This window comes from Campylobacter sp., assembly GCF_052169515.1.
Classification (GTDB): Bacteria; Campylobacterota; Campylobacteria; order Campylobacterales; family Campylobacteraceae; genus Campylobacter_A.
Map to the genome: position 1 here is coordinate 24,209 of NZ_JBQNCH010000012.1, position 18,516 is coordinate 42,724.

19 protein-coding genes are annotated in these 18,516 nt (G+C 37.8%); 2 read left to right on the plus strand and 17 right to left on the minus strand.

Annotated elements, in window-relative coordinates; translation table 11 throughout:
• Position 1: 1 nt before the first annotated feature.
• The 14 genes from hisC to lpxB form a co-directional block, all read right to left on the minus strand.
• Positions 2-1,099, minus strand: coding sequence for a histidinol-phosphate transaminase (hisC, locus tag ACTTKV_RS05675; protein ID WP_442549653.1), 1,098 nt, complete (start codon positions 1,097-1,099; stop codon positions 2-4).
• The gene (gene pheA / locus ACTTKV_RS05680) at positions 1,099-2,178 is read right to left on the minus strand and encodes a prephenate dehydratase (RefSeq protein WP_442549654.1); all 1,080 of its coding nucleotides are present in this window, start codon (positions 2,176-2,178) and stop codon (positions 1,099-1,101) included. Before pheA ends, hisC begins: the two co-directional genes overlap by 1 nt.
• A complete protein-coding gene (lysA, locus tag ACTTKV_RS05685; RefSeq protein ID WP_442549655.1) occupies positions 2,162-3,385 on the minus strand; it encodes a diaminopimelate decarboxylase in 1,224 nt (407 codons plus the stop codon). The genes pheA and lysA overlap by 17 nt, the downstream gene beginning before the upstream one ends.
• 55 nt (positions 3,386-3,440) lie before the next feature.
• Complete coding sequence (locus ACTTKV_RS05690) at positions 3,441-4,505, minus strand: LptF/LptG family permease (protein WP_442549656.1); 1,065 nt, start codon at positions 4,503-4,505, stop codon at positions 3,441-3,443.
• Positions 4,502-5,050, minus strand: coding sequence for an aminoacyl-tRNA hydrolase (pth, locus tag ACTTKV_RS05695; RefSeq protein WP_442549657.1), 549 nt, complete (start codon positions 5,048-5,050; stop codon positions 4,502-4,504). The genes ACTTKV_RS05690 and pth overlap by 4 nt, the downstream gene beginning before the upstream one ends.
• 11 nt (positions 5,051-5,061) lie before the next feature.
• On the minus strand, positions 5,062-5,598 hold the full coding sequence (locus ACTTKV_RS05700; protein ID WP_442549658.1) for a 50S ribosomal protein L25/general stress protein Ctc: 537 nt from the start codon (positions 5,596-5,598) through the stop codon (positions 5,062-5,064).
• A 116-nt stretch (positions 5,599-5,714) separates the two neighbouring features.
• The gene (locus ACTTKV_RS05705) at positions 5,715-6,707 is read right to left on the minus strand and encodes a transaldolase (RefSeq protein WP_442549659.1); all 993 of its coding nucleotides are present in this window, start codon (positions 6,705-6,707) and stop codon (positions 5,715-5,717) included.
• A 3-nt stretch (positions 6,708-6,710) separates the two neighbouring features.
• Positions 6,711-7,337 carry a phosphoserine phosphatase SerB gene (gene serB / locus ACTTKV_RS05710; RefSeq protein WP_442549660.1) on the minus strand — a complete coding sequence of 209 codons (627 nt, stop codon included), beginning with the start codon at positions 7,335-7,337 and terminating at the stop codon, positions 6,711-6,713.
• Positions 7,338-7,345: 8 nt separating this feature from the next.
• Positions 7,346-7,843, minus strand: coding sequence for a chemotaxis protein CheW (locus ACTTKV_RS05715; protein ID WP_442549661.1), 498 nt, complete (start codon positions 7,841-7,843; stop codon positions 7,346-7,348).
• A 9-nt stretch (positions 7,844-7,852) separates the two neighbouring features.
• Positions 7,853-10,207, minus strand: a complete 2,355-nt coding sequence (locus ACTTKV_RS05720; protein WP_442549662.1) for a chemotaxis protein CheW — start codon at positions 10,205-10,207, stop codon at positions 7,853-7,855.
• A gap of 8 nt (positions 10,208-10,215) precedes the next feature.
• Positions 10,216-11,169 carry a chemotaxis protein gene (locus ACTTKV_RS05725; protein WP_442549663.1) on the minus strand — a complete coding sequence of 318 codons (954 nt, stop codon included), beginning with the start codon at positions 11,167-11,169 and terminating at the stop codon, positions 10,216-10,218.
• Complete coding sequence (locus ACTTKV_RS05730; RefSeq protein WP_442549664.1) at positions 11,169-11,960, minus strand: UDP-2,3-diacylglucosamine diphosphatase; 792 nt, start codon at positions 11,958-11,960, stop codon at positions 11,169-11,171. The genes ACTTKV_RS05725 and ACTTKV_RS05730 overlap by 1 nt, the downstream gene beginning before the upstream one ends.
• A gap of 112 nt (positions 11,961-12,072) precedes the next feature.
• Positions 12,073-12,558 carry a transcription elongation factor GreA gene (gene greA, locus ACTTKV_RS05735; RefSeq protein WP_087577567.1) on the minus strand — a complete coding sequence of 162 codons (486 nt, stop codon included), beginning with the start codon at positions 12,556-12,558 and terminating at the stop codon, positions 12,073-12,075.
• Between the two features lie 3 nt (positions 12,559-12,561).
• Positions 12,562-13,596: a lipid-A-disaccharide synthase gene (lpxB, locus tag ACTTKV_RS05740; protein ID WP_442549665.1), complete on the minus strand. Its 1,035-nt coding sequence runs from the start codon at positions 13,594-13,596 to the stop codon at positions 12,562-12,564.
• A 102-nt stretch (positions 13,597-13,698) separates the two neighbouring features.
• Between lpxB and surE the strand changes: the two genes are divergently transcribed.
• The gene (gene surE, locus ACTTKV_RS05745) at positions 13,699-14,466 is read left to right on the plus strand and encodes a 5'/3'-nucleotidase SurE (RefSeq protein ID WP_442549666.1); all 768 of its coding nucleotides are present in this window, start codon (positions 13,699-13,701) and stop codon (positions 14,464-14,466) included.
• The gene (locus tag ACTTKV_RS05750; RefSeq protein WP_442549667.1) at positions 14,466-15,113 is read left to right on the plus strand and encodes a tRNA threonylcarbamoyladenosine dehydratase; all 648 of its coding nucleotides are present in this window, start codon (positions 14,466-14,468) and stop codon (positions 15,111-15,113) included. The genes surE and ACTTKV_RS05750 overlap by 1 nt, the downstream gene beginning before the upstream one ends.
• Before the next feature lie 399 nt (positions 15,114-15,512).
• Here the strand turns inward: ACTTKV_RS05750 and ACTTKV_RS05755 are convergent, their stop codons facing one another.
• The 3 genes from ACTTKV_RS05755 to ACTTKV_RS05765 form a co-directional block, all read right to left on the minus strand.
• Entirely contained in the window at positions 15,513-17,027 is a 1,515-nt protein-coding gene (locus ACTTKV_RS05755; protein ID WP_442549668.1) for a 2-isopropylmalate synthase, read from the minus strand.
• 136 nt (positions 17,028-17,163) lie between these two features.
• Positions 17,164-17,895, minus strand: coding sequence for a CDP-diacylglycerol--serine O-phosphatidyltransferase (gene pssA / locus ACTTKV_RS05760; RefSeq protein WP_442549669.1), 732 nt, complete (start codon positions 17,893-17,895; stop codon positions 17,164-17,166).
• 1 nt (position 17,896) lies between these two features.
• On the minus strand, positions 17,897-18,514 hold the full coding sequence (locus ACTTKV_RS05765) for a phosphatidylserine decarboxylase (RefSeq protein WP_442549670.1): 618 nt from the start codon (positions 18,512-18,514) through the stop codon (positions 17,897-17,899).
• Positions 18,515-18,516 lie beyond the last annotated feature (2 nt).

Consider the following 18,516-nt stretch of genomic DNA (forward strand, 5'->3'; position numbering starts at 1 on the left):
CCTACTTTAAAATCTGCTTTAATTCTTCAAAAACTCTATCATTTTGCCACCCAAGTCCAATAGTAATTCTTATTGCATTTAGGCCATAGCTTTTTAGATCTCGCAAAATTATACCTTTTTTTAACATCTTTTCGCATATCTGGCTTGATTTTGGCTCATTAAATTTAAATGTTATGAAATTTGTATAGCTTGGGATAAATTCTATGTTGTTTTGCTTTGCAAATTCTTCGTATCTTTTCATTTGATCAAAGTTATTTTGCATGGTTTGTTGCACAAACTCATCATCGCCAAGAGCCACAATTGCGGCTTTTAGGCTAGGAGTTGTTATATTAAAGGGTGCTCTTAACTTCGAAAGTGCACCTATGATCTCCTCGTTTGCTATGCCGTATCCCACGCGCATGCCACCAAGTGCGTAAGCCTTTGAAAATGTTCCAAGATAGATGACATTTTTAAGCTTAGCCACATCGCTTGGTCTTATCTCTTTTTTGCTATCTTTAAATTTTGCAAATTCGTTGTAGGCACAATCAAGCACCACAAGTGTATTTTCATCGATCTTTTCTATAAATTTAAATATCTCTTCAGCATCTAAACACTCACCCAAAGGGTTGTTTGGCATACATAGAAAAATGACTGAAATTTCATCTTTTTTGGCGTTGTAAATTTCCAAAAACTCATTTAGATCGTGTCCCATGCTCTTTGTGCGATAAATTTTTGCTCCAGTTTGCTTTGCATAAATTTCATACATTGCAAAGGTCACACCAGCCATCAAAACGCCGCTTTGTTTGTTCGCTTTTGCGTGTAGTGCATACTCTATGATCTGGTCGCTTCCAGAGCCGATTATTAAATTTTTACTGCTAACATCATATTTTTTAGCCAACCCCTCTTTTAGCTCAAAATAGCTATCATCAGGATATAAATGTGCGTTTTTGGCAACATCTTTTAGCGCCTCTTCTACCATTTTACTCGTACCAAATGGATTTTCGTTGCTAGCTAGTTTTATCACATCTTTTGCCTCGATGCCAAATTCTCTAACTACAAGCTCAATTGGCTTTCCAGCCTCGTAATTTACTAGATCATCTAAAAAATCATTAAATTTCATCACTCATCTCCGTTTAAATAGCTTCCCAGCCACGTAATCTCAGCACCGCTCTCTTTTGCAAGTTCAAAGGCATTTTGTACCTTTTCATCGTCTATGTGCCCCTCAAAATCAAGATAAAACATTGACTTAAACTCGCGCTGTTTTATAGGACGTGACTCAAGTTTTGTGATATTGATATTTTCATTTTTAAAAATTTGGAGCAGATCAGCAAGGCGTCCTGGACTGTGATCGGTCTTGGCAAGTATTGAGGTTTTTGAGTTTTCAACTCTTGCGTTTTTAAAATCACTTAAAATCAAAAATCTCGTCCTATTTGCCATATTATCTTCGATCGTCTCATAGATGATCGGCACGTTGTAAATTTTAGCTGCGATCTTTGAGCAAATGGCGGCTGCATTTCTATCCATAGAGGCCATATATGCGGCTGCTGCGGTTGATTTTGCTGGGACAAATTCGACTTCGTTTAGTAAGTGATCTTCTAAAAATTTACGGCACTGGTTGTATCCTTGCGGATGCGAGTAAATTCGTTTTATCTCTTTTAAATCTTCATTTATGCTGACAAAACTGTGGTGGATGTCGATATAGAGCTCGGCGACGATTTTTACATCGTTAAATTTACCCAAGCAGTCAAGTGTAGCGCCTACAGCACCTTCTGTGTTATTTTCTATCGGCACGACGCCATATTTTGCCTCTTTGTGAGCAAGTTTTGAAAATACAGCTTCGATAGTCGCAAGCGGCAGATAAGAGCTCATCGCACCAAATCTACTCTGCGCTGCCTGATGTGTGTAAGTACCCTCAGGTCCGAGATAGACGATCTTTTGCGGCATCTCCAAATTTCTACTAACGGCAAAAATTTCAAGATAGATAGCTTCGATCGCAGCCTTGTTTAAAGCTTTTTCTTTGCTAAGGCTTGTTAGGCGGTTTATGATAGCTCGCTCACGCTCAGGGCGATATATAGGCGTCCCAGTAGTTTGTTTTAGCTTGCCGATTTGCTCAACTAGTCCCATTCTCTCATTTAGCTTATTTAAAATGAGATCATCGATCGCATCGATCTCTTTTCTAAGTTCATTTAGCTCTTGCATCGCCATTCTCCAGAAAATCTCTCTCCAAAGCCACGACATCTTCGAAGCTCTCGCGTCTTCTTATCAGCCTATCTTCTCCGTCAAGCAGGCAAACTTCAGCGGCTCTATTTCTTGTATTGTAGTTTGAGCTCATGCTAAATCCATAGGCGCCCGCCCCTTTAACCACGACTAGATCGCCACTCTTGCACTCTGGCAGTTTTATATCTTTTGCCAAAAAGTCGCCGCTTTCACAAACTGGGCCAACCACGTCGCATGGGCTTAAATTTTCGTCCTTGCCGTAGACAAAAATTTCGTGATGAGCACCATAAAGGCTTGGTCTAATGAGATCATTCATCGCGCCGTCAGTGATAATAAATCTCTTTTTGCCGTTAAATTTCTCATATAAAACACTTGTGACAAAATAGCCAGCATTGCCCACGATAAAGCGGCCTGGCTCGCAAACGATAGTTACATCTTGACCCTTTAGTGCACCCAAAATTCCTTGTGCGTAGTCGTATAAATTTATCTCTTTTTCGTCGTTATAGATGATGCCAAGTCCGCCGCCAACGTCAAAGAATTTGATATCTATTTCAAGTGCTTTTAGCTCTCTTAAAAGCTCGCTAACGATATTTGCAGCGTCAATTATCGGGCCTAGAGAAGTTAGCTGTGAGCCGATGTGAAAATGTATGCCAGTTGGCTCAAGAAAGTCTGAATTTTTAGCGTGGATGTACATTCTCTTAGCCGTCGTTGCATCAACACCAAATTTATTTTCGTTTAGCCCAGTTGAGATGTAAGGATGTGTTTTTGCATCAACACCTGGATTTACTCTAATGCTTATCCTGGCTCTCTTATTTAGGCTTTTTGCAATTTCTTCAAGTCTTACAAGTTCGGCAAAACTCTCGACATTTATTAGTAAAATTTCATTTTCCAAAGCCTCTTTTAGCTCTTCATCGCTCTTGCCAACACCACTAAATATGATTTGATATCTCTTAGCACCTGCTAGTAGCGCCCTTTTGACCTCGCCAATGCTGACGCAGTCAAAACCAGCCCCAAGACCAGCTAGAAATTTCAAAACGCTTAAATTTGAGTTTGCTTTTACAGCGTAGCAAACCAGAGATTTTCTAGCATGAAATGCGTTTTTTAGTGCTTCATAGCGGTTTTTTATATGATTAAAATCATAAATATAAAGTGGGGTTTTATATCTACTTGCAAGCTCTTTAAAATCCATAAAATAGCCTTTGTTAAAATGGCTTGATTTTACAAAAAAGTTGCCAAAATTTGGCTTAACGATGCGATTTTATGAGATAAATGGAGTATGCAAAAAGCAAAATGACTGGCAAGACTATGCCAATTTCCGGTAGGATAACTGAAGCCTGAGCAAATTTTGCAAGGACAAAGAGTAGTCCCCAAACAACAAGCGTTATAACAACAAAGATAAATGTTGAAAGGGCAATGTTTAAAAACCTACCGGTTACTGGCAAATAATAGTAAAAAATAAGTAGTAAAAATGGGGCAAAAAATGGAGCAATAGCAAGATTATATAAGGCCGTTTTTGCACTATCAAGACCTATGCCCTCATTTTTAAATGTCTTTATAAAATTTATCGCATCAGGTATATTAAACCTCGAATTTTCAACACTTGCAGCACTTTCTATGCTTTTTGGCTTAAAGCCTTTTAAAGCATCCAAACTCTCTATTTTAGTTTTGATAAACCCAGCTTCTCCAAGCTCTAAAATTTGTGGCAAAACGGTTTGATTAACATCCTCTAAAACCCACTCATTGTCTTTAAATTTAGCATAATCTGCAAAAGTAGTAGAAAGTAAATTTGTTCCATTTATGTCAAAAATTCTAACATCATCTGCTCTTTGCTTGGCAGAATTTAACTCCTTGATATAAATAAATTTCCCCTCAAATTTCAAAAACGAATCAGTTGTGCTTTTTGAAAAAGCCGTATTTTTAGCAATACTTTTTTGATAATCATGCGCATAGGCAAATGGAGTAAAATTCAAACCGACATAAATAATTATAATAAAAAGAGAGATAAAAAATGGTGTCAAAATCAATCCATTTTTACTAATGCCAAGAGCATAAAGACTAATTAGTTCGTTTGAACGAACCATATTTACATGCAAGATAATGAGTGCAAAAATGAGGGAAAGCGGCAAAATATAACCAATGGCACTTAGAGATGTAAAACCAACATAAAGAAGCTGAAGGTTTGCAGATAGCGGCAAATCTTTTAAATTTATCAGTAGATCAATACCAACATAAAAAAGCTCTAAAGCTAAAAATACAATAAGAAAAGATTTTATGTAGACCCAGCCAACATATCTGGCATATAGTTTCATTTGATAAGACCTTTTTTTACCGTAAATTTTTGTGAAATTTCGTTTATATCACTTTTCAACAGCTCACAAACCGCATTTTTTGTATAGGCTAAAATTTCATCTAAAGCCATTTTTTCTTCACCGCTAAATTCACCAAGGACGAAATTTTTAGCATCCCCAAGGTACCCAATGCCAACACGCACCCTTTCGTAGTCGTTGCCAATTAGCCCATCAATTGATTTTATGCCGTTGTGTCCGCCACTACTGCCGCCTTTTTTAAATTTAACCGCACCAAAACTAAGATCAAGGTCGTCATGGATAACAATGATCCTATCTGGCTTATAAAAGTCTTTTACTGCCTTTACGCTTTGACCTGAGAGATTCATAAAGGTCGTTGGCTTTAGTAAGATAATGTCGTTAAATTTAAAAACTTCGCCTTGAAATTTGGCTGAGCTAACATCTTTAAAATTTGAGTCTTTTAGGAGGTCTATAAGCATAAAGCCTATATTGTGTCTAGTGTTTTCGTATTTGGGGCCAGGATTTCCCAGCCCCGCTATTAGTGTCACAAAGGCCCTTTTTATTTAGCTTTTATGACTCCAAGTACCGCAACACGGTCGGCATCAATGATAGTGACGCCTTCTGGAGCTTTGATATCGCGAACTAGGATAGTGTCGTCGATGTCAAGCTTGCTTACATTTACTTCAAATGAATTTGGTAAATTTTCAGCTGTACATTTTACACAAAGACGTCTTTTTGACTGGATCAAAACGCCCTTGTTTTTAAGACCAATAGGTGTTCCAACTGGCTTAACTGGGATCATATATTTTGATAAAACACCAGGAAGTGCTACTTTTAGATCTACGTGTTTTAGATCGCTTGTAACAACATCTCTTTGGTAATCAACAATAACGACATTATAAACTTTTCCGCCTACTTTTACATCAAAAGCAAGGCTCTCTTTTTTGCGTGCTTCTTTAATAAAGTCATTTACTTTAAAAGCAGCTGCAATATTCTCTAATCCCTTGCCATAAATGTTGGCGATTAGATAACCATCTCTTCTCAAAGCCTTTGCAGACTTCTTACCGATACTCTCTCTAACGATTCCTTCTAACATCGTTTTCCTTTCATAAAAAATAGGTGCTGATTTTATCCAATACTTTATAAATTTCAAATAAAGCTTACTTGGGAATGATTGCTTTTTATATTTATATTATTATCTTAGTTCTTTGTTTAAAGGGATTTCATAATATCATCAAATGCTGATACAAACTGTTTCAATCCATCATTTAACAATTCTTTATAAATAATATTTATGTCTATATCATTATTTTTTATAATTTGAAAAAAGCTTAAGATATTTTCTTTACTAGGCACATTTTTTATCTCTGACTTTGCTTTGATAAATTCTTTTATAGTTTCGATTGGTGCTGTATTGATGGAGTTTTTATACATTAGTTCTCTAACGTAGTAATCCCCTCTTAAGCTACCACCTTTTACGCCTGTACTTGCAAAAAGTGTTCTTACATTTTCTAGCCCAAAATCTTCAATCATGTGATATATATTTGCAGCATTCATGATTCCAACCTGTCCAGTAGGCAAACTCTTTGCAGCCATTGCATCATCAAGTTTTCTATCAAATCTACTAACAAAAACACTTACTACACCTTTTGGCATAGTTGTATTTACAAAGCGACTCGTGTAAATTTTAGAACCTTCGCTAAAAGCCTCAAGACATTGTTTTGCTTGATCTGGAGAAAAAATGAGCGTTGCATTTACACTAATACCCTTTGCCATAAGTGCGCTCATTGCCTCATAGCCCTCTTTTGTGGCTGGAATTTTTATCATGACATTTGGCATCGAAATTAAGCTGTGAAGTCTCATGCCTTCTTCTATTGTGGCAGCTGTATCTTCACATAAATTTGGATCAACCTCAATGCTAACAAAACCATCATCTCCATTTGCATAGTGCTTTAGCATTTTACATGCAGCGATCTTTATATCTTGTGTCGCTAAAATTTCATAAAGGTCTTTTGGATGACGTTTATTGCTACTTTCTATAATCTTTTTATAAGCTGGCGAAGTAAATGCTGTTTTGAAGATAGCTGGATTGCTTGTTGCTCCGTTTATAATGCCACTTTCTAGCATATCACTAAACTCGTTTTGTATAAAATCTCTTTCTATAAAGTCACACCAAAGAGAAAATTTAGCTTCATTGTCGTACATTTTTTACCTTATAAATTTTAAAATTTCACGCAAATCTTTGATATCTACACAATGTGTCGCCTCTTTTTTTAAAATTTCTTTTGCGCAAAAGGCGATCTTTAGATCACATTTTCTAAACATCGACACGTCGTTAGCTCCGTCACCAACGCACATAATCTCACTTTTTTCTAAATTTAATAGCCCTTTTAAGCGATCTATCATATCACCTTTTGAGCTACCAAACATCATTTCTCCACCAACTTCACCAGTCAAAACTCCATCTTTATGATGCAAAATATTTGCGAAATTTGCATCAAATTTAAGCTTCTCTTGCATGATGTCAGTCGCTATGTGAAATCCACCACTAAAAACCACGACCTTGATACCTTTTTGCTTTAAAGTAGCGATTAGCTCGCTAGCTCCTGGCATTATAGGTAAATTTTTACAAATTTCATCAGCCTTTGAAAGTGGCATGCCTTTTAAAAATTTTACCCTTTTAGTAAGGCTTTCAAAAAAATCAAGTTCGCCGTTCATCGAACGTTTTGTTATGCTGGCCACCTCATCGCTGGCATTGTTGGCAGCGGCGAGAATGTCTATCGTCTCGCCGTCCATTATCGTAGAATCAAAATCAAAAACACAAAGTTTTATCAAGATGAGTCCTAAAAATCACGTTTTAAAAGGCTTTCAACCTTTAAAATCGTAAGGATATTTTGATCGCGTTTACCGATGCCATAGATCATGCCTTTGTCTTTTACCAAAGTCTCTGGTGGCGGATCGATTCTATTTCGGTCTATTCTGATAGCTTCTGTTAAGCGATCTATCACAAAGCCCGCGATGTTATCTCCGTCTTTCATGACAATATATCTTGTGTTTGTACTTTGTTTTGTAACATTTAACGAAAAACGTTTTCTTAAATCAATAAGAGGAATAACGTTGCCACGTAAGTTAAATACACCAAGGACATAATCAGGCACGCTAGGCACACGTGTGTATTCAATAGGCTTGATTATCTCTTGAATATTTAAAATAGGTATTGCGTATTCTTCCTCTCCGACCACAAAACCTACTAGCTGGACTATGTCCTCGTTATTTTTTAGCTCGGTTCCATTTATCTGCTGTTTTTGTTTATTTAAAACTTGATTTAGTTTATTGTCCATCCTTTACCCCTAAGCTAATTTTATATTCTTTCTAACAACATTTTCTAGGTATTCGGCTGAATATGGTTTTGTAATATACTCAGTCATTCCAACTTCTACGCCACGTAATCTATCTGTTTTTGACGTCCTTGATGTAACAGCAATAAGTGGCAAATTACGATATTTAGAATATTTTCTAATTTCACCAGCTAGTGTATATCCATCCATTCTTGGCATTTCAATATCAATCAAAATCGCATCAAAAGAGTGCTCACCAGATTTTATAACACCTAACGCCTCAACACCATTTGTGGCTTCTACTATTGTTACTCCGGTTGGTTCAAGTGCTTTTTGCATGATAGTCCTATCCATTTTGGAGTCATCAACTATCAAGACTTTATAATCACTTGGCTTTTCCTTTGCCTTTGTACTATCTTCTATTTCGGCTCTAATGTCTACCTTGATATCTTTTGCCATCTCCATCATAGCACCAACATCTATAATCAAGGTCACACGGCCATCACCTCTAATAGTAGCACCAGCAATACCTGGAATATTTTGTAGATAATCACCCATTGATTTGATAACAATCTCTTCTTGCCCAACCAAAGTATCAACTATGATGCCTAGTTTTGCTTCGGCGACACCGATTATTACGACATAGGTTTGCTCTCCACCATCAAATGCTTTTTCTACACCAAATACATCAGAAAGTCTAACAAGAGATAAGACTTCATCTCTTAGCCTTAGTACATTTTTGCCATCGATCGTGTATATATCGTCAATAGGCACACGAACAGTCTCAAGAACGCTAGCAAGTGGAATAGCATAAAATTCTTCTTGTGTTCCAACAAGTAGTGATTGAATAATCGCGAGTGTAAGTGGAATTTTAAGCTTCATAACCGTGCCTTTTCCAACTTCACTTTCAATATCAATGATACCATTTAGCTTTTCAATATTTGTCTTAACAACGTCCATACCAACACCACGGCCAGATACGTTTGTGACTTTTGCCGCAGTTGAAAATCCTGGTCTAAATATAAGGCCAAATGCCTCTTTTTCACTCATCGCATCAGCTTCGCGTTCGGTGATGATGCCTTTTTCTATCGATTTAGATTTAAGCATATCCGCATCTAGACCCTTACCATCATCAACTATCTCAACAACGATATGATTGCCTTCATTGTAAGCTTTTAGCTGAACAAGGCCTTTTTCAGGCTTGCCTGCTGCCTTTCTTGTCTCAGGATCCTCGATGCCGTGATCGCATGAATTTCTGATGATGTGCACTAGCGGATCGCCGATCTCTTCTACGATTGACTTATCAAGCTCAGTCTCTTCACCTGAAATTTCAAGATCGATTTGCTTACCAAGGTCGCGGCTAAGATCGCGTATCATACGCGGGAATTTATTAAAGACTTTTGCTATTGGAAGCATTCTTGTTTTCATAACAGCAAGCTGTATATCAGTCGTTACTAAGCTTAGACTTGAAACTACTTGATTTAGCTCTTCTAAAAATTTCTCTCCCTCGTATCTCTCTTCCACGTCATCATAAATTTTTAATAAGCGGTTTTTACCAAGAACAAGCTCGCCGATTAAGTTCATTAAGTGGTCAAGCCTTTTTACCTCAACACGTATAGTTTGTTCCTGAGCTACTGCACCACTACTTGCTGCTGGGACTTTTTTATCTCCATCCTTTTCTTTACTTTCTGCTTTTGCAGCTGGAGCTGAAGTGCTACTTGCAACCGGAGCTATCTCACTAGGAGATTTTGGAGCTATGCCTTTTGAAGCACGCCTAGCCTTATCTTCAGCTTTCCTAACTTTTAAAAGTCTCTCTATCTCGGCTTCTACTTCAGAGTCGCTTAGTTTTGAAAGTTCAGCATCACTTATCTCTGGTGCTTCTTCGGTAGGTGCAGCTAGTTCTGGCTCTTTTACCGGTTCTGGTACTGGCTCAGCTACTGGTGTGATAGGAGCTTCAGGAGCTGCTGTTGGGGCCTCACCTTCAGAAATTTGAGTAAGTCTTGTACAAATGTTTTTAATATCAATACCAGCAGCTGTATCATTTCCATGATCTCTAATGCTACTTAACAAGCCCTTCATCATATCAACTGACTCAAGAACTACGTCCATAATGTCTGGAGTGATCTTTAGCTCGCCTTTTCTAGCTTTATTTAAAACATCCTCCATATGGTGAGTAAGCTCTGTTAAAACATCAAAATTTAAAAAGCTTGAACTACCTTTTACTGTGTGAGCAACACGGAAAATTCTATTTAATAATTCTAAATCTTCAGGATTTGACTCAAGCTCAACAAGGTCATGATCTATCTGCTCAATAAGTTCGAAAGCTTCTATTAAAAAGTCTTCCATTATTTCTTTCATATCATCCATGTTTCACCTCATTTTGCAGATTTAGAATGTGCTTCAATAACTTTTAGCACTTCTTGATAAAATATACTCGCATCAAATTTAGTAAGATACGCAGCACCACCAGCTTCTTTGCTCTTGATTTCGCTAAAATCATTACTCAATGAGGAGTTAAATACTATTGGAACCTCTTTAAATCTTTCATCATTTTTAAGAGTTGAAGCAAAGCGGTATCCGTCCATCTGTGGCATTTCGATATCGCTTAAGATAACTCTAAGCTCTTTTGATAGGTTCTCTCCGTATCTTTGATAAAGCTCTTCCATTCTCTCCAAGCCCTCAACGCCGTTTTTGGCCTCAACCACGCTAAGTCCCATTTTCTCAAGAGCATCTTTTACTAGTTTTCTAGCAGTCGAGCTATCATCTAAAACTAAAGAAACACCTTTTAATTTTTGATCGTCTGTTACATCAAATTCGATCTTTGGTGAGTAAATTCCAAGCTCTTCTACTATGCTTTCAAGATCAAGAATAAGCAAAACTTCATCATTTTCTATTCTTGTTACGCCTGTTATTTTGCCTTTATCTAAAGCCCCAGAACCTGAAGCAAAATTTGCAGGCTCGATATCTTTCCAGCTTATACGCCTGATCCTTTTTGCCTCATGAACGATAAAACCGATCAAAATACCACTAAACTCAGCAATAATAACACGTGGCTTTATAACTACGCCTTCGGTTGGCTCGATAATATTCATCCATCTTGCCAAATTTATGACAGGGATCACCACGCCCCTTAAATCAAAAATTCCCTCGATATACTCGGGAACGCCAGGAAGCTCTGTAAGATTTGGCATCTTAATGATCTCCCGCACCTTTGCGACATTGACTCCGTATATTCCTTCATATACTTTGTTTTCGGTCTTTTTAAAGATACGAAAATCAACAAGTTCCATCTCGTTTGAGTCCGTTTTTAGTACGTTATCTCCAAACATCAATGTCCTTTCAAACTCATTTTGAGCAAATTTAATTTTTGCTGGGCGTATTCTACAACAAAATAACTTTGCTCGCATGCAAAACAAGGTAAATTTATATAAAATCTATCATAAATATTAAATTGCCTACCTTGATGATAATGCCCTTCTATTATTATATTAGCGTTGTAGCCACGTAAATGCCTGCTCATCAACTCTTCAAAATTAGGAATTTTGTAGTCTAAATTTTTCTTGGTAAGTCTAGCTAGTATCGCTTTTGATATTTTAAAATGTAAAATTTTATCCAAAGCATTCATAAATTTTAAAAACCATCTTACACGTAAAAATCTAAGCGCGTATTTATCTATAAAAGGTAAAAATATATCACCATGTGCGATCTGGACGCGCTCTTCATTGATCGTCTTAAAATTTGCAGGCTGTGCAGAAATGTCATAGATTTTGACATTTTTATAGCTTTGCACCTCATGCCCATCCCAAAAATCTCTTGTTTTATTAAATAAATTTGAAAGTCTAAAGTCGTGATTGCCCTCAAAATAAAAGATCTCTATCTTTTCTGAAATTTTATTTATCAGTCTCAAATGCTCGGCGTAAAAATTTATAGTGTATTCACTCTCACCGCTTAAAAAATCAAACATATCTCCTAGTAAAAAAATTTGTGGTGGCTTTGGGATTTTTCCGCTATCAATGGCGTGCAAAAATTTTAAAAAGCCGTCCCTATTTACATTTTCATGTGCGTCAGATATAAAAATCGCACCATCTTTAATAACGGGTGTGTATAAAAATTCACTCAAATTTGGCCTTAACTAAAAGATATAAATTTAATCCATTTATGAGCCAAAAGCTTGCATACTGGCTATTATAAAGCATAAATTTTGGCTCTAGTGATATCGCTTTTTAATATTTTTAATTAAATTTTATAGGCTTGTAGCAGATCTTTACGATCTCGACGTCGCTTCTACCCTTTGGTAAATTTAGCACCACTTCATCGCCCTCAGCCTTGCCTAAAAGTTGCTTTGCAAGTGGCGAATTTATCGAGATATAGCCTTTATCTATGTCGCTTTCACTAATACCAACTATCGTGTAGGTATGCTCTATTTCGGTTTCCTCGTCCATTATCGTAACACTTGAGCCAAACCTAACTCTATCATGCTCATAGCTGCTTGGGTCGATCACTTCAGCATTTGCAAGAAGTGAGCCAAGCTCTGCGATCCTAGCGTCGATAAAAGCTTGCTTTTCTTTAGCAGCATGGTACTCGGCGTTTTCTTTTAGGTCGCCGTGGCTTCTTGCGATATCTATCTCAGTTACGATTTGAGGACGCTGCACGAGCCTTAAATCCTTTAGTTCAGCTTCTATTTTTTCATATCCGTATATTGTCATTGGTTCACTCATTTTTTACTCCATATTCTTTAAAATTTTTACTACATTTTTGCTGCTGCCATGTGACAAATACTCTCTCAATTCATCACAGCCTTTTAAAAATTTCTGCCTATCACAGCACTCATAGGCTTTAAGTAAATTATCAACTGTCGCAAATTCTTGTATAAACTCCTCATGAAGTGGCTCTTTGCCCATGAAGTCAAACATTATATTTGCAAGTCCTGCGTGCTTGATCTTTACAAATTTCCTAGCGATGAAAACATCTATCGCTTTTGCTTTATATGCTAGCACAAATGGCGTGCCAATGAGTGCTGCTTCAAGCGTAGCTGTGCCTGAGCAAATAAAGGCAAAATCGCTATCATACAAAGCCTCAGGCGTGTTTGTGATGGTCTCAAAGTCGCTTGTATCACCATAAATTTCACCCACTTTATCAAGCAAAAATGGTGGTACGACAAGTAGCCTCCTAGCCTCTATCTTCTTAGCAAGCTCCCTATAAACTGGCATAAGTCTTGAAATTTCAGACCTTCTTGATCCTGGCAAAAACGCCACTTTGCCGCTACTACTAAGGCTTGTTTTTTTAAGCCTTATCTCATCCATCAAAGGATGTCCAACATATGTTGAACGGCTATAAAATTTGGAGTCAAATGGCAGGATCGAAGCAAGGTTGTCACAATACTTCTCAACCGCACTCACACGCTTTGGCTTCCACGCCCAAACTTGAGGCAAGATGTAATATGTCACGGCTGCCTTTACCTCAGCCTCTTTTATCGCCTTTGCAAGAGGCAAGTTAAAAGCTGGGCTATCGATAAGTAGCACTGCGTCGGCCTCTTTTGCCATTTCGCTCATCACCTTCATCGCCTTTTTTGCTTTTAAAATGAGCGGCAAAACCTCAACAAAGCCCATCGCAGAAAACTCGCTGCTTTTCATATATGGCGTGCCAAATTCTTCGCTAAAAATTCCCATTAGTTCAAATTCGCCCTCGAAATTTTTCAAAATTTCTTTTAAATGCAAATTTGCCGATGGCTCAAGAGCGGAGACTAAAATTTTCATTTTCATACTTTCGGTTGGTCTTTTTTTAGGGGCATTATACGCAAAAATTCTTTAAAATTTTAAGAAAGCTGTGATAAAATCCAAGCCTTTAAAGGATAAAATTTGAAAGAAATTTTGATAACAAATGACGATGGATTTGAGGCAGCTGGACTACTTGCCCTAAAAGAAGCTTTAAGCGAATTAAAAGACATAAATGTCACGATCGTAGCTCCAAGCTCAGAAAAATCAGCCTGCGCTCACTCGCTAACTCTCACAAGACCGCTTAGATTTATCAAGCTTGATGATAACTTTTTTAAACTCGACGACGCCACACCAAGTGACTGCGTCTATCTCGCACTTCACGCACTTTATAACAAAAAACCAGACCTTGTAATAAGCGGTATAAACCACGGAGCAAATTTAGGTGAAGATATCACCTATTCTGGTACGTGTGGAGCAGCGATGGAGGGGGTTTTGCAGGGCATTAGAAGCATTGCATTTTCGCAGTTTTATGCAAATAACTCATTAAATGAACTTGGCTTTAATCTAGCAAAAGAGGTCGTGAAATTTATCGTATCAAAGGTGCTAGAGGGTGAAATTTTGCTAAATCATAGGGAGTTTTTAAATGTAAACATCCCAGCCGTAACAAGCAAAAATTTCAAAGGCTACACCGTCGTACCAGCTGGCAAACGCACCTATGCTACGCATGCTACGCTTAATCGCAACCCAAGAGGGATCGAGTACTACTGGCTTGGAAACGCAGCACTTGACTACGAGGGTGGCGAGCCAAGCGACATCAGCAAGGTAAATGAGGGCTTTGCGACGCTCACGCCAATAAAACTTGACATGACTTCCTATGAGAGTCTAGTTGCGCTGCAGGGGAAATTTTAATGCAAGATGATAGATTTACAAGAATAAGATGGCTTTTTGGTGATGATGGTTTTAGTAAGCTACAAAATGCAAAAGTGCTAGTCTGTGGGGTTGGAGGTGTTGGTGGAATTTGCGTAGACGCGCTTGCCAGAAGTGGAGTCGGACACATCACATTAATCGACAAAGACACCTTTGATGTGACAAATCAAAATCGCCAAATTTACAGCGAAAACGTTGGCAGTGTAAAAGTCGATGAATTTGCCAAAATTTATCCTTGCATAATGCCTATTCAGATGCTGATCACGCCAGAATTTATTGCTAGCTTTGACTTTAGCAAATTTGACGTGGTGATCGATGCGATAGATGATATAACAGCTAAGATCGCCCTTGCAAATGCAGTAGATCCTGGCAAATTTATAGCCTCGATGGGTGGTGCAAAAAGGATCGATCCAACCAAAATAAAAGTGGCCTCAGTATGGAAAACATCGGTCGATCCGCTAGCTAGAAAATATAGATACGAGCTAAAAAGATCAGGCTTTAATGGAAATTTTGACGTAGTTTTTTCTACCGAAGAGCCCATTTGCAAGCCACTTGGAAGCTTTATGGGCGTAACCGCATCTTTTGGACTAAATCTCGCCTCACTGGCTGTTAAAAAGATAGTTGGGTAGTAGGTCTAAATTTATAACAAATTTTGAAATTAGAGCTGGCTATCGCGGTTTTAAATTTAGTGGTCTGCTAAGGTGAGTATGTAAAATTTTAAAATTTGCTCAAAACATATAAATTTACAAAAAACTCTTATAAATTTTAAAATTTCATGAACGAGTAATTTCGGTTCTAAAATTTGAGCTAAGTGATAAGCGAAGCCAAATTTTAGTAGTCAACTCTTGCGAGTGAATGGAATGTTAAAATTTACTCAATAATATTAAATTTATAGAAAAGGGGACAAAGGGGTCTGAATTTTGCTTCCCACTGCATGCAGGTAGAAACCCCCTAGTAAATTTTAAGCTTTATTCAAAGAGAGTTAAATTTGAAGTAGCCAGCTGCAAATTTAGCAGCCAGCAAAAAATTTAGTTTTTGTATATACGCAGGTAGCTATTTAGTGCGCCAACATAGGCTTTGGCACTTGCTGTCATCGTGTCGATGTCAAGTCCGTGTCCCATGACAGCGCTTTTGCCCTCAAACTCGACCTTCACGTCAACCTTCGCAAGGGCATCTTTGCCCTGCGAAACGGCCGTAACCTTATAGTCTTTGAGCGTGCCATTTATGCCACTTATGCGGTCAACCACCTTAAATATTGCATCAATCGTGCCATTTCCAAGTGCTGAGTCGCTGATGATCTCGCCATTGTGTTTTATGCTGACCGAAGCACTAGCAAGGCTACCGCCGCTACTTTGAAGAAGCGCCGTGATCTCGTAAGCTTGTGGGATCTTAGTGATCTCCTCAGCTACAAGCGCCCTAATGTCATCGTCAAATATATCTTTTTTCTTATCCGCCAAGTCTTTAAATTTCTCAAAAGCCTTATTGAGCGCCTCGCTATCAAGATCAAATCCAAGGCTAGCAAGCTTATCTTTAAACGCATGGCGTCCACTGTGCTTGCCAAGAACGAGTGAATTTTTCTCTAGTCCGATACTCTCAGCACTGATGATCTCATAAGTCTCTTTGTGTTTTAGCACGCCATCTTGATGTATGCCACTCTCATGCGCAAATGCATTTTTGCCAACTATCGCCTTGTTTGGTTGCGGCTCGATACCTGTGATACTAGCTATCAGCCTTGAAGTCGGATAAATTTCTTTTGTGATAATGCTTGTATAAAGCGGAGCAAAGATATCTTGGCGTGTTTTTATGGCCATCACGATCTCCTCAAGTGCAGCATTTCCGGCACGCTCGCCTATACCATTTATCGTGCACTCTACCTGCCTAGCACCAGCTTTTATAGCGGCTAGCGAATTTGCTGTTGCCATGCCTAGATCGTTGTGGTTGTGCACAGAAATAATAGCCCTATCTTTTACAAACTCAACCATTTGCGAGATCATATCTAGTAGCTCATTTGGCAGACGGTATCCCACGGTATCTGGCAAATTTAAAGTCCTTGCACCAGCATTTATTGCTGCATCGCAAATTTCTTTTAAAAAGTTTATCTCGCTTCTACCAGCGTCCTCGCAGCTAAACTCCACATCATCACAAAATGTTTTTGCGTATTGTATCGCCTTAACAGCATGTCTTATCACCTCGTCTGGGCTCATTTTTAACTTGTACTCCATGTGGATCGGGCTTGTTGCTATGAAGGTGTGAATTCTTTTATTTTTTGCTGGAGCCACCGCCTCGCCAGCTGCCTTTATGTCACGCTCAACCGCACGAGCAAGCGAACATACCGTGATATTTGAGGCCTGTTTTGCTATTTGATTTACTGCATCAAAGTCTCCCGGGCTAGCCGCTGCAAATCCAGCTTCCATCACATCGACTCCTAGCCTTTCAAGCTGAAGTGCTATCTGAAGTTTTTCAGCTGTATTCATCGATGCACCAGGACTTTGCTCACCATCTCTTAATGTCGTATCAAAAATTATAATTTTATTCTTATCCATGATTTTTTCCTTTTGTTTTATTTGTTTTAAATTTGATGAGATAAATAGAGAGAAATTTGCTACCAAAGTAGCAGTAGAGAGTTTTTGATTTCGATTTTTGGTAAAAATTTTCGTGACTTTATGACGCCATTTTCACTCATTCGCTCTCCTTTTTTTTGGAATTTTTACTAAACATTATAGTGGCTCTTACAATACCATAAAGCACATAAACACTCATTACAAAAGTTGCACTTTCAAATGGATATAGATAAAGCATTGAAAATGCGACTACAAGAGCTACTAAAATTCGTATAACATGGGTTTGTTTTAAATTTATTTTTTTAAAACTTGGATAGCGGATATTACTAACCATTAATACCGCTAAAACAGCCTCTAGCAATACTAAGCACCACTCAAATCCAGCCAAAAATGTGTAATCTAAATAAACCCCAACCCAAAGTACGCTAACAATGGCAGCTGTTGGTATAGGGAGTCCGATAAAAACATTTGGCTCATAAGTACCGGTGGTGACATTAAAACGCGCTAGTCTTATCGCTCCAAAAACCACAAACATAGCGGCAATAAGTGCTCCAAATTTACCAAAATTTTTACCGATAGTTAGATAAAATAAGATAGCTGGAGCCACACCAAATGCGACTAAATCGGCAAGGCTGTCAAACTCTACACCAAATTTACTAGTTGTCTTTGTAAGTCTTGCCACACGGCCATCAAGTCCGTCTAGGATAAGCGAAAGAACGATGTAAATAATCGCCTTAAAGTAGTTTCCCTGTATCGATGAAATGATGCTTATAACGCCCAAAAAAGCACTGGCGGCCGTAAATAAATTTGGCAAGATATACATTAATTGCATTTTTTGCATATTATTCATCTTATTTTTCCTCTTCAAAGTATCCTAAAAGTGAAGCAGCTTTCACACTCTCACCAACGCTAACACAAATTTTTGTATCTCTTGGCAAGTATAAAACTATCTCGCCACTTCCTAAAAAACCAAATTTCCTAGAGGCCTTAAGTGTGCTTACATTATAAATTTCTAAACTTCTACTAAAAACTCCGGCTATAATTTTCATGGCAAATCTAATATTTTCTTTTTCAAAACGAATAATCGCTCTTTCGTTTAATATCTCTGAAATTTTCATTGCTTGACACAAAAATAGTCCATGTCTTCTTTTAATATCAGTGACCTTAGCGTCACTAACCGCCCTTAGTGTACCAACACCAAAAAACGGCTTTTGTATGACTATCTTGGCGACCTCATTATCATCAAATTTTGAAATACTAATCTCTTTTATCTTGCCATCTATCGGTGAAAGCAAAGCTAGCCTGTCGTCTGTAAACGGCTCCCTTTCAGGATCTCTAAAAAAATATAGAAAAAATAAAAACAAGAATGTAAAAATAAGCGGCAATATCCCAAACAGCAAAGACAAAACAAACAAAATCAAAAAGATAAATATATATTTATACCCTGCTTTTGCGATATAACCGTTCATTT

Bases quoted from the DNA above. Each gene is read 5' to 3' on its own strand.
- hisC (WP_442549653.1), bottom strand. From the start codon at position 1,099: ATGAAATTTAATGATTTTTTAGATGATCTAGTAAATTACGAGGCTGGA.
- pheA (WP_442549654.1), bottom strand. From the start codon at position 2,178: ATGCAAGAGCTAAATGAACTTAGAAAAGAGATCGATGCGATCGATGAT.
- lysA (WP_442549655.1), bottom strand. From the start codon at position 3,385: ATGGATTTTAAAGAGCTTGCAAGTAGATATAAAACCCCACTTTATATT.
- ACTTKV_RS05690 (WP_442549656.1), bottom strand. From the start codon at position 4,505: ATGAAACTATATGCCAGATATGTTGGCTGGGTCTACATAAAATCTTTT.
- ACTTKV_RS05700 (WP_442549658.1), bottom strand. From the start codon at position 5,598: ATGTTAGAAGGAATCGTTAGAGAGAGTATCGGTAAGAAGTCTGCAAAG.
- ACTTKV_RS05705 (WP_442549659.1), bottom strand. From the start codon at position 6,707: ATGTACGACAATGAAGCTAAATTTTCTCTTTGGTGTGACTTTATAGAA.
- ACTTKV_RS05715 (WP_442549661.1), bottom strand. From the start codon at position 7,843: ATGGACAATAAACTAAATCAAGTTTTAAATAAACAAAAACAGCAGATA.
- ACTTKV_RS05720 (WP_442549662.1), bottom strand. From the start codon at position 10,207: ATGGATGATATGAAAGAAATAATGGAAGACTTTTTAATAGAAGCTTTC.
- ACTTKV_RS05725 (WP_442549663.1), bottom strand. From the start codon at position 11,169: ATGTTTGGAGATAACGTACTAAAAACGGACTCAAACGAGATGGAACTT.
- greA (WP_087577567.1), bottom strand. From the start codon at position 12,558: ATGAGTGAACCAATGACAATATACGGATATGAAAAAATAGAAGCTGAA.
- lpxB (WP_442549665.1), bottom strand. From the start codon at position 13,596: ATGAAAATTTTAGTCTCCGCTCTTGAGCCATCGGCAAATTTGCATTTA.
- ACTTKV_RS05750 (WP_442549667.1), top strand. From the start codon at position 14,466: ATGCAAGATGATAGATTTACAAGAATAAGATGGCTTTTTGGTGATGAT.
- ACTTKV_RS05755 (WP_442549668.1), bottom strand. From the start codon at position 17,027: ATGGATAAGAATAAAATTATAATTTTTGATACGACATTAAGAGATGGT.
- pssA (WP_442549669.1), bottom strand. From the start codon at position 17,895: ATGAATAATATGCAAAAAATGCAATTAATGTATATCTTGCCAAATTTA.
- ACTTKV_RS05765 (WP_442549670.1), bottom strand. From the start codon at position 18,514: ATGAACGGTTATATCGCAAAAGCAGGGTATAAATATATATTTATCTTT.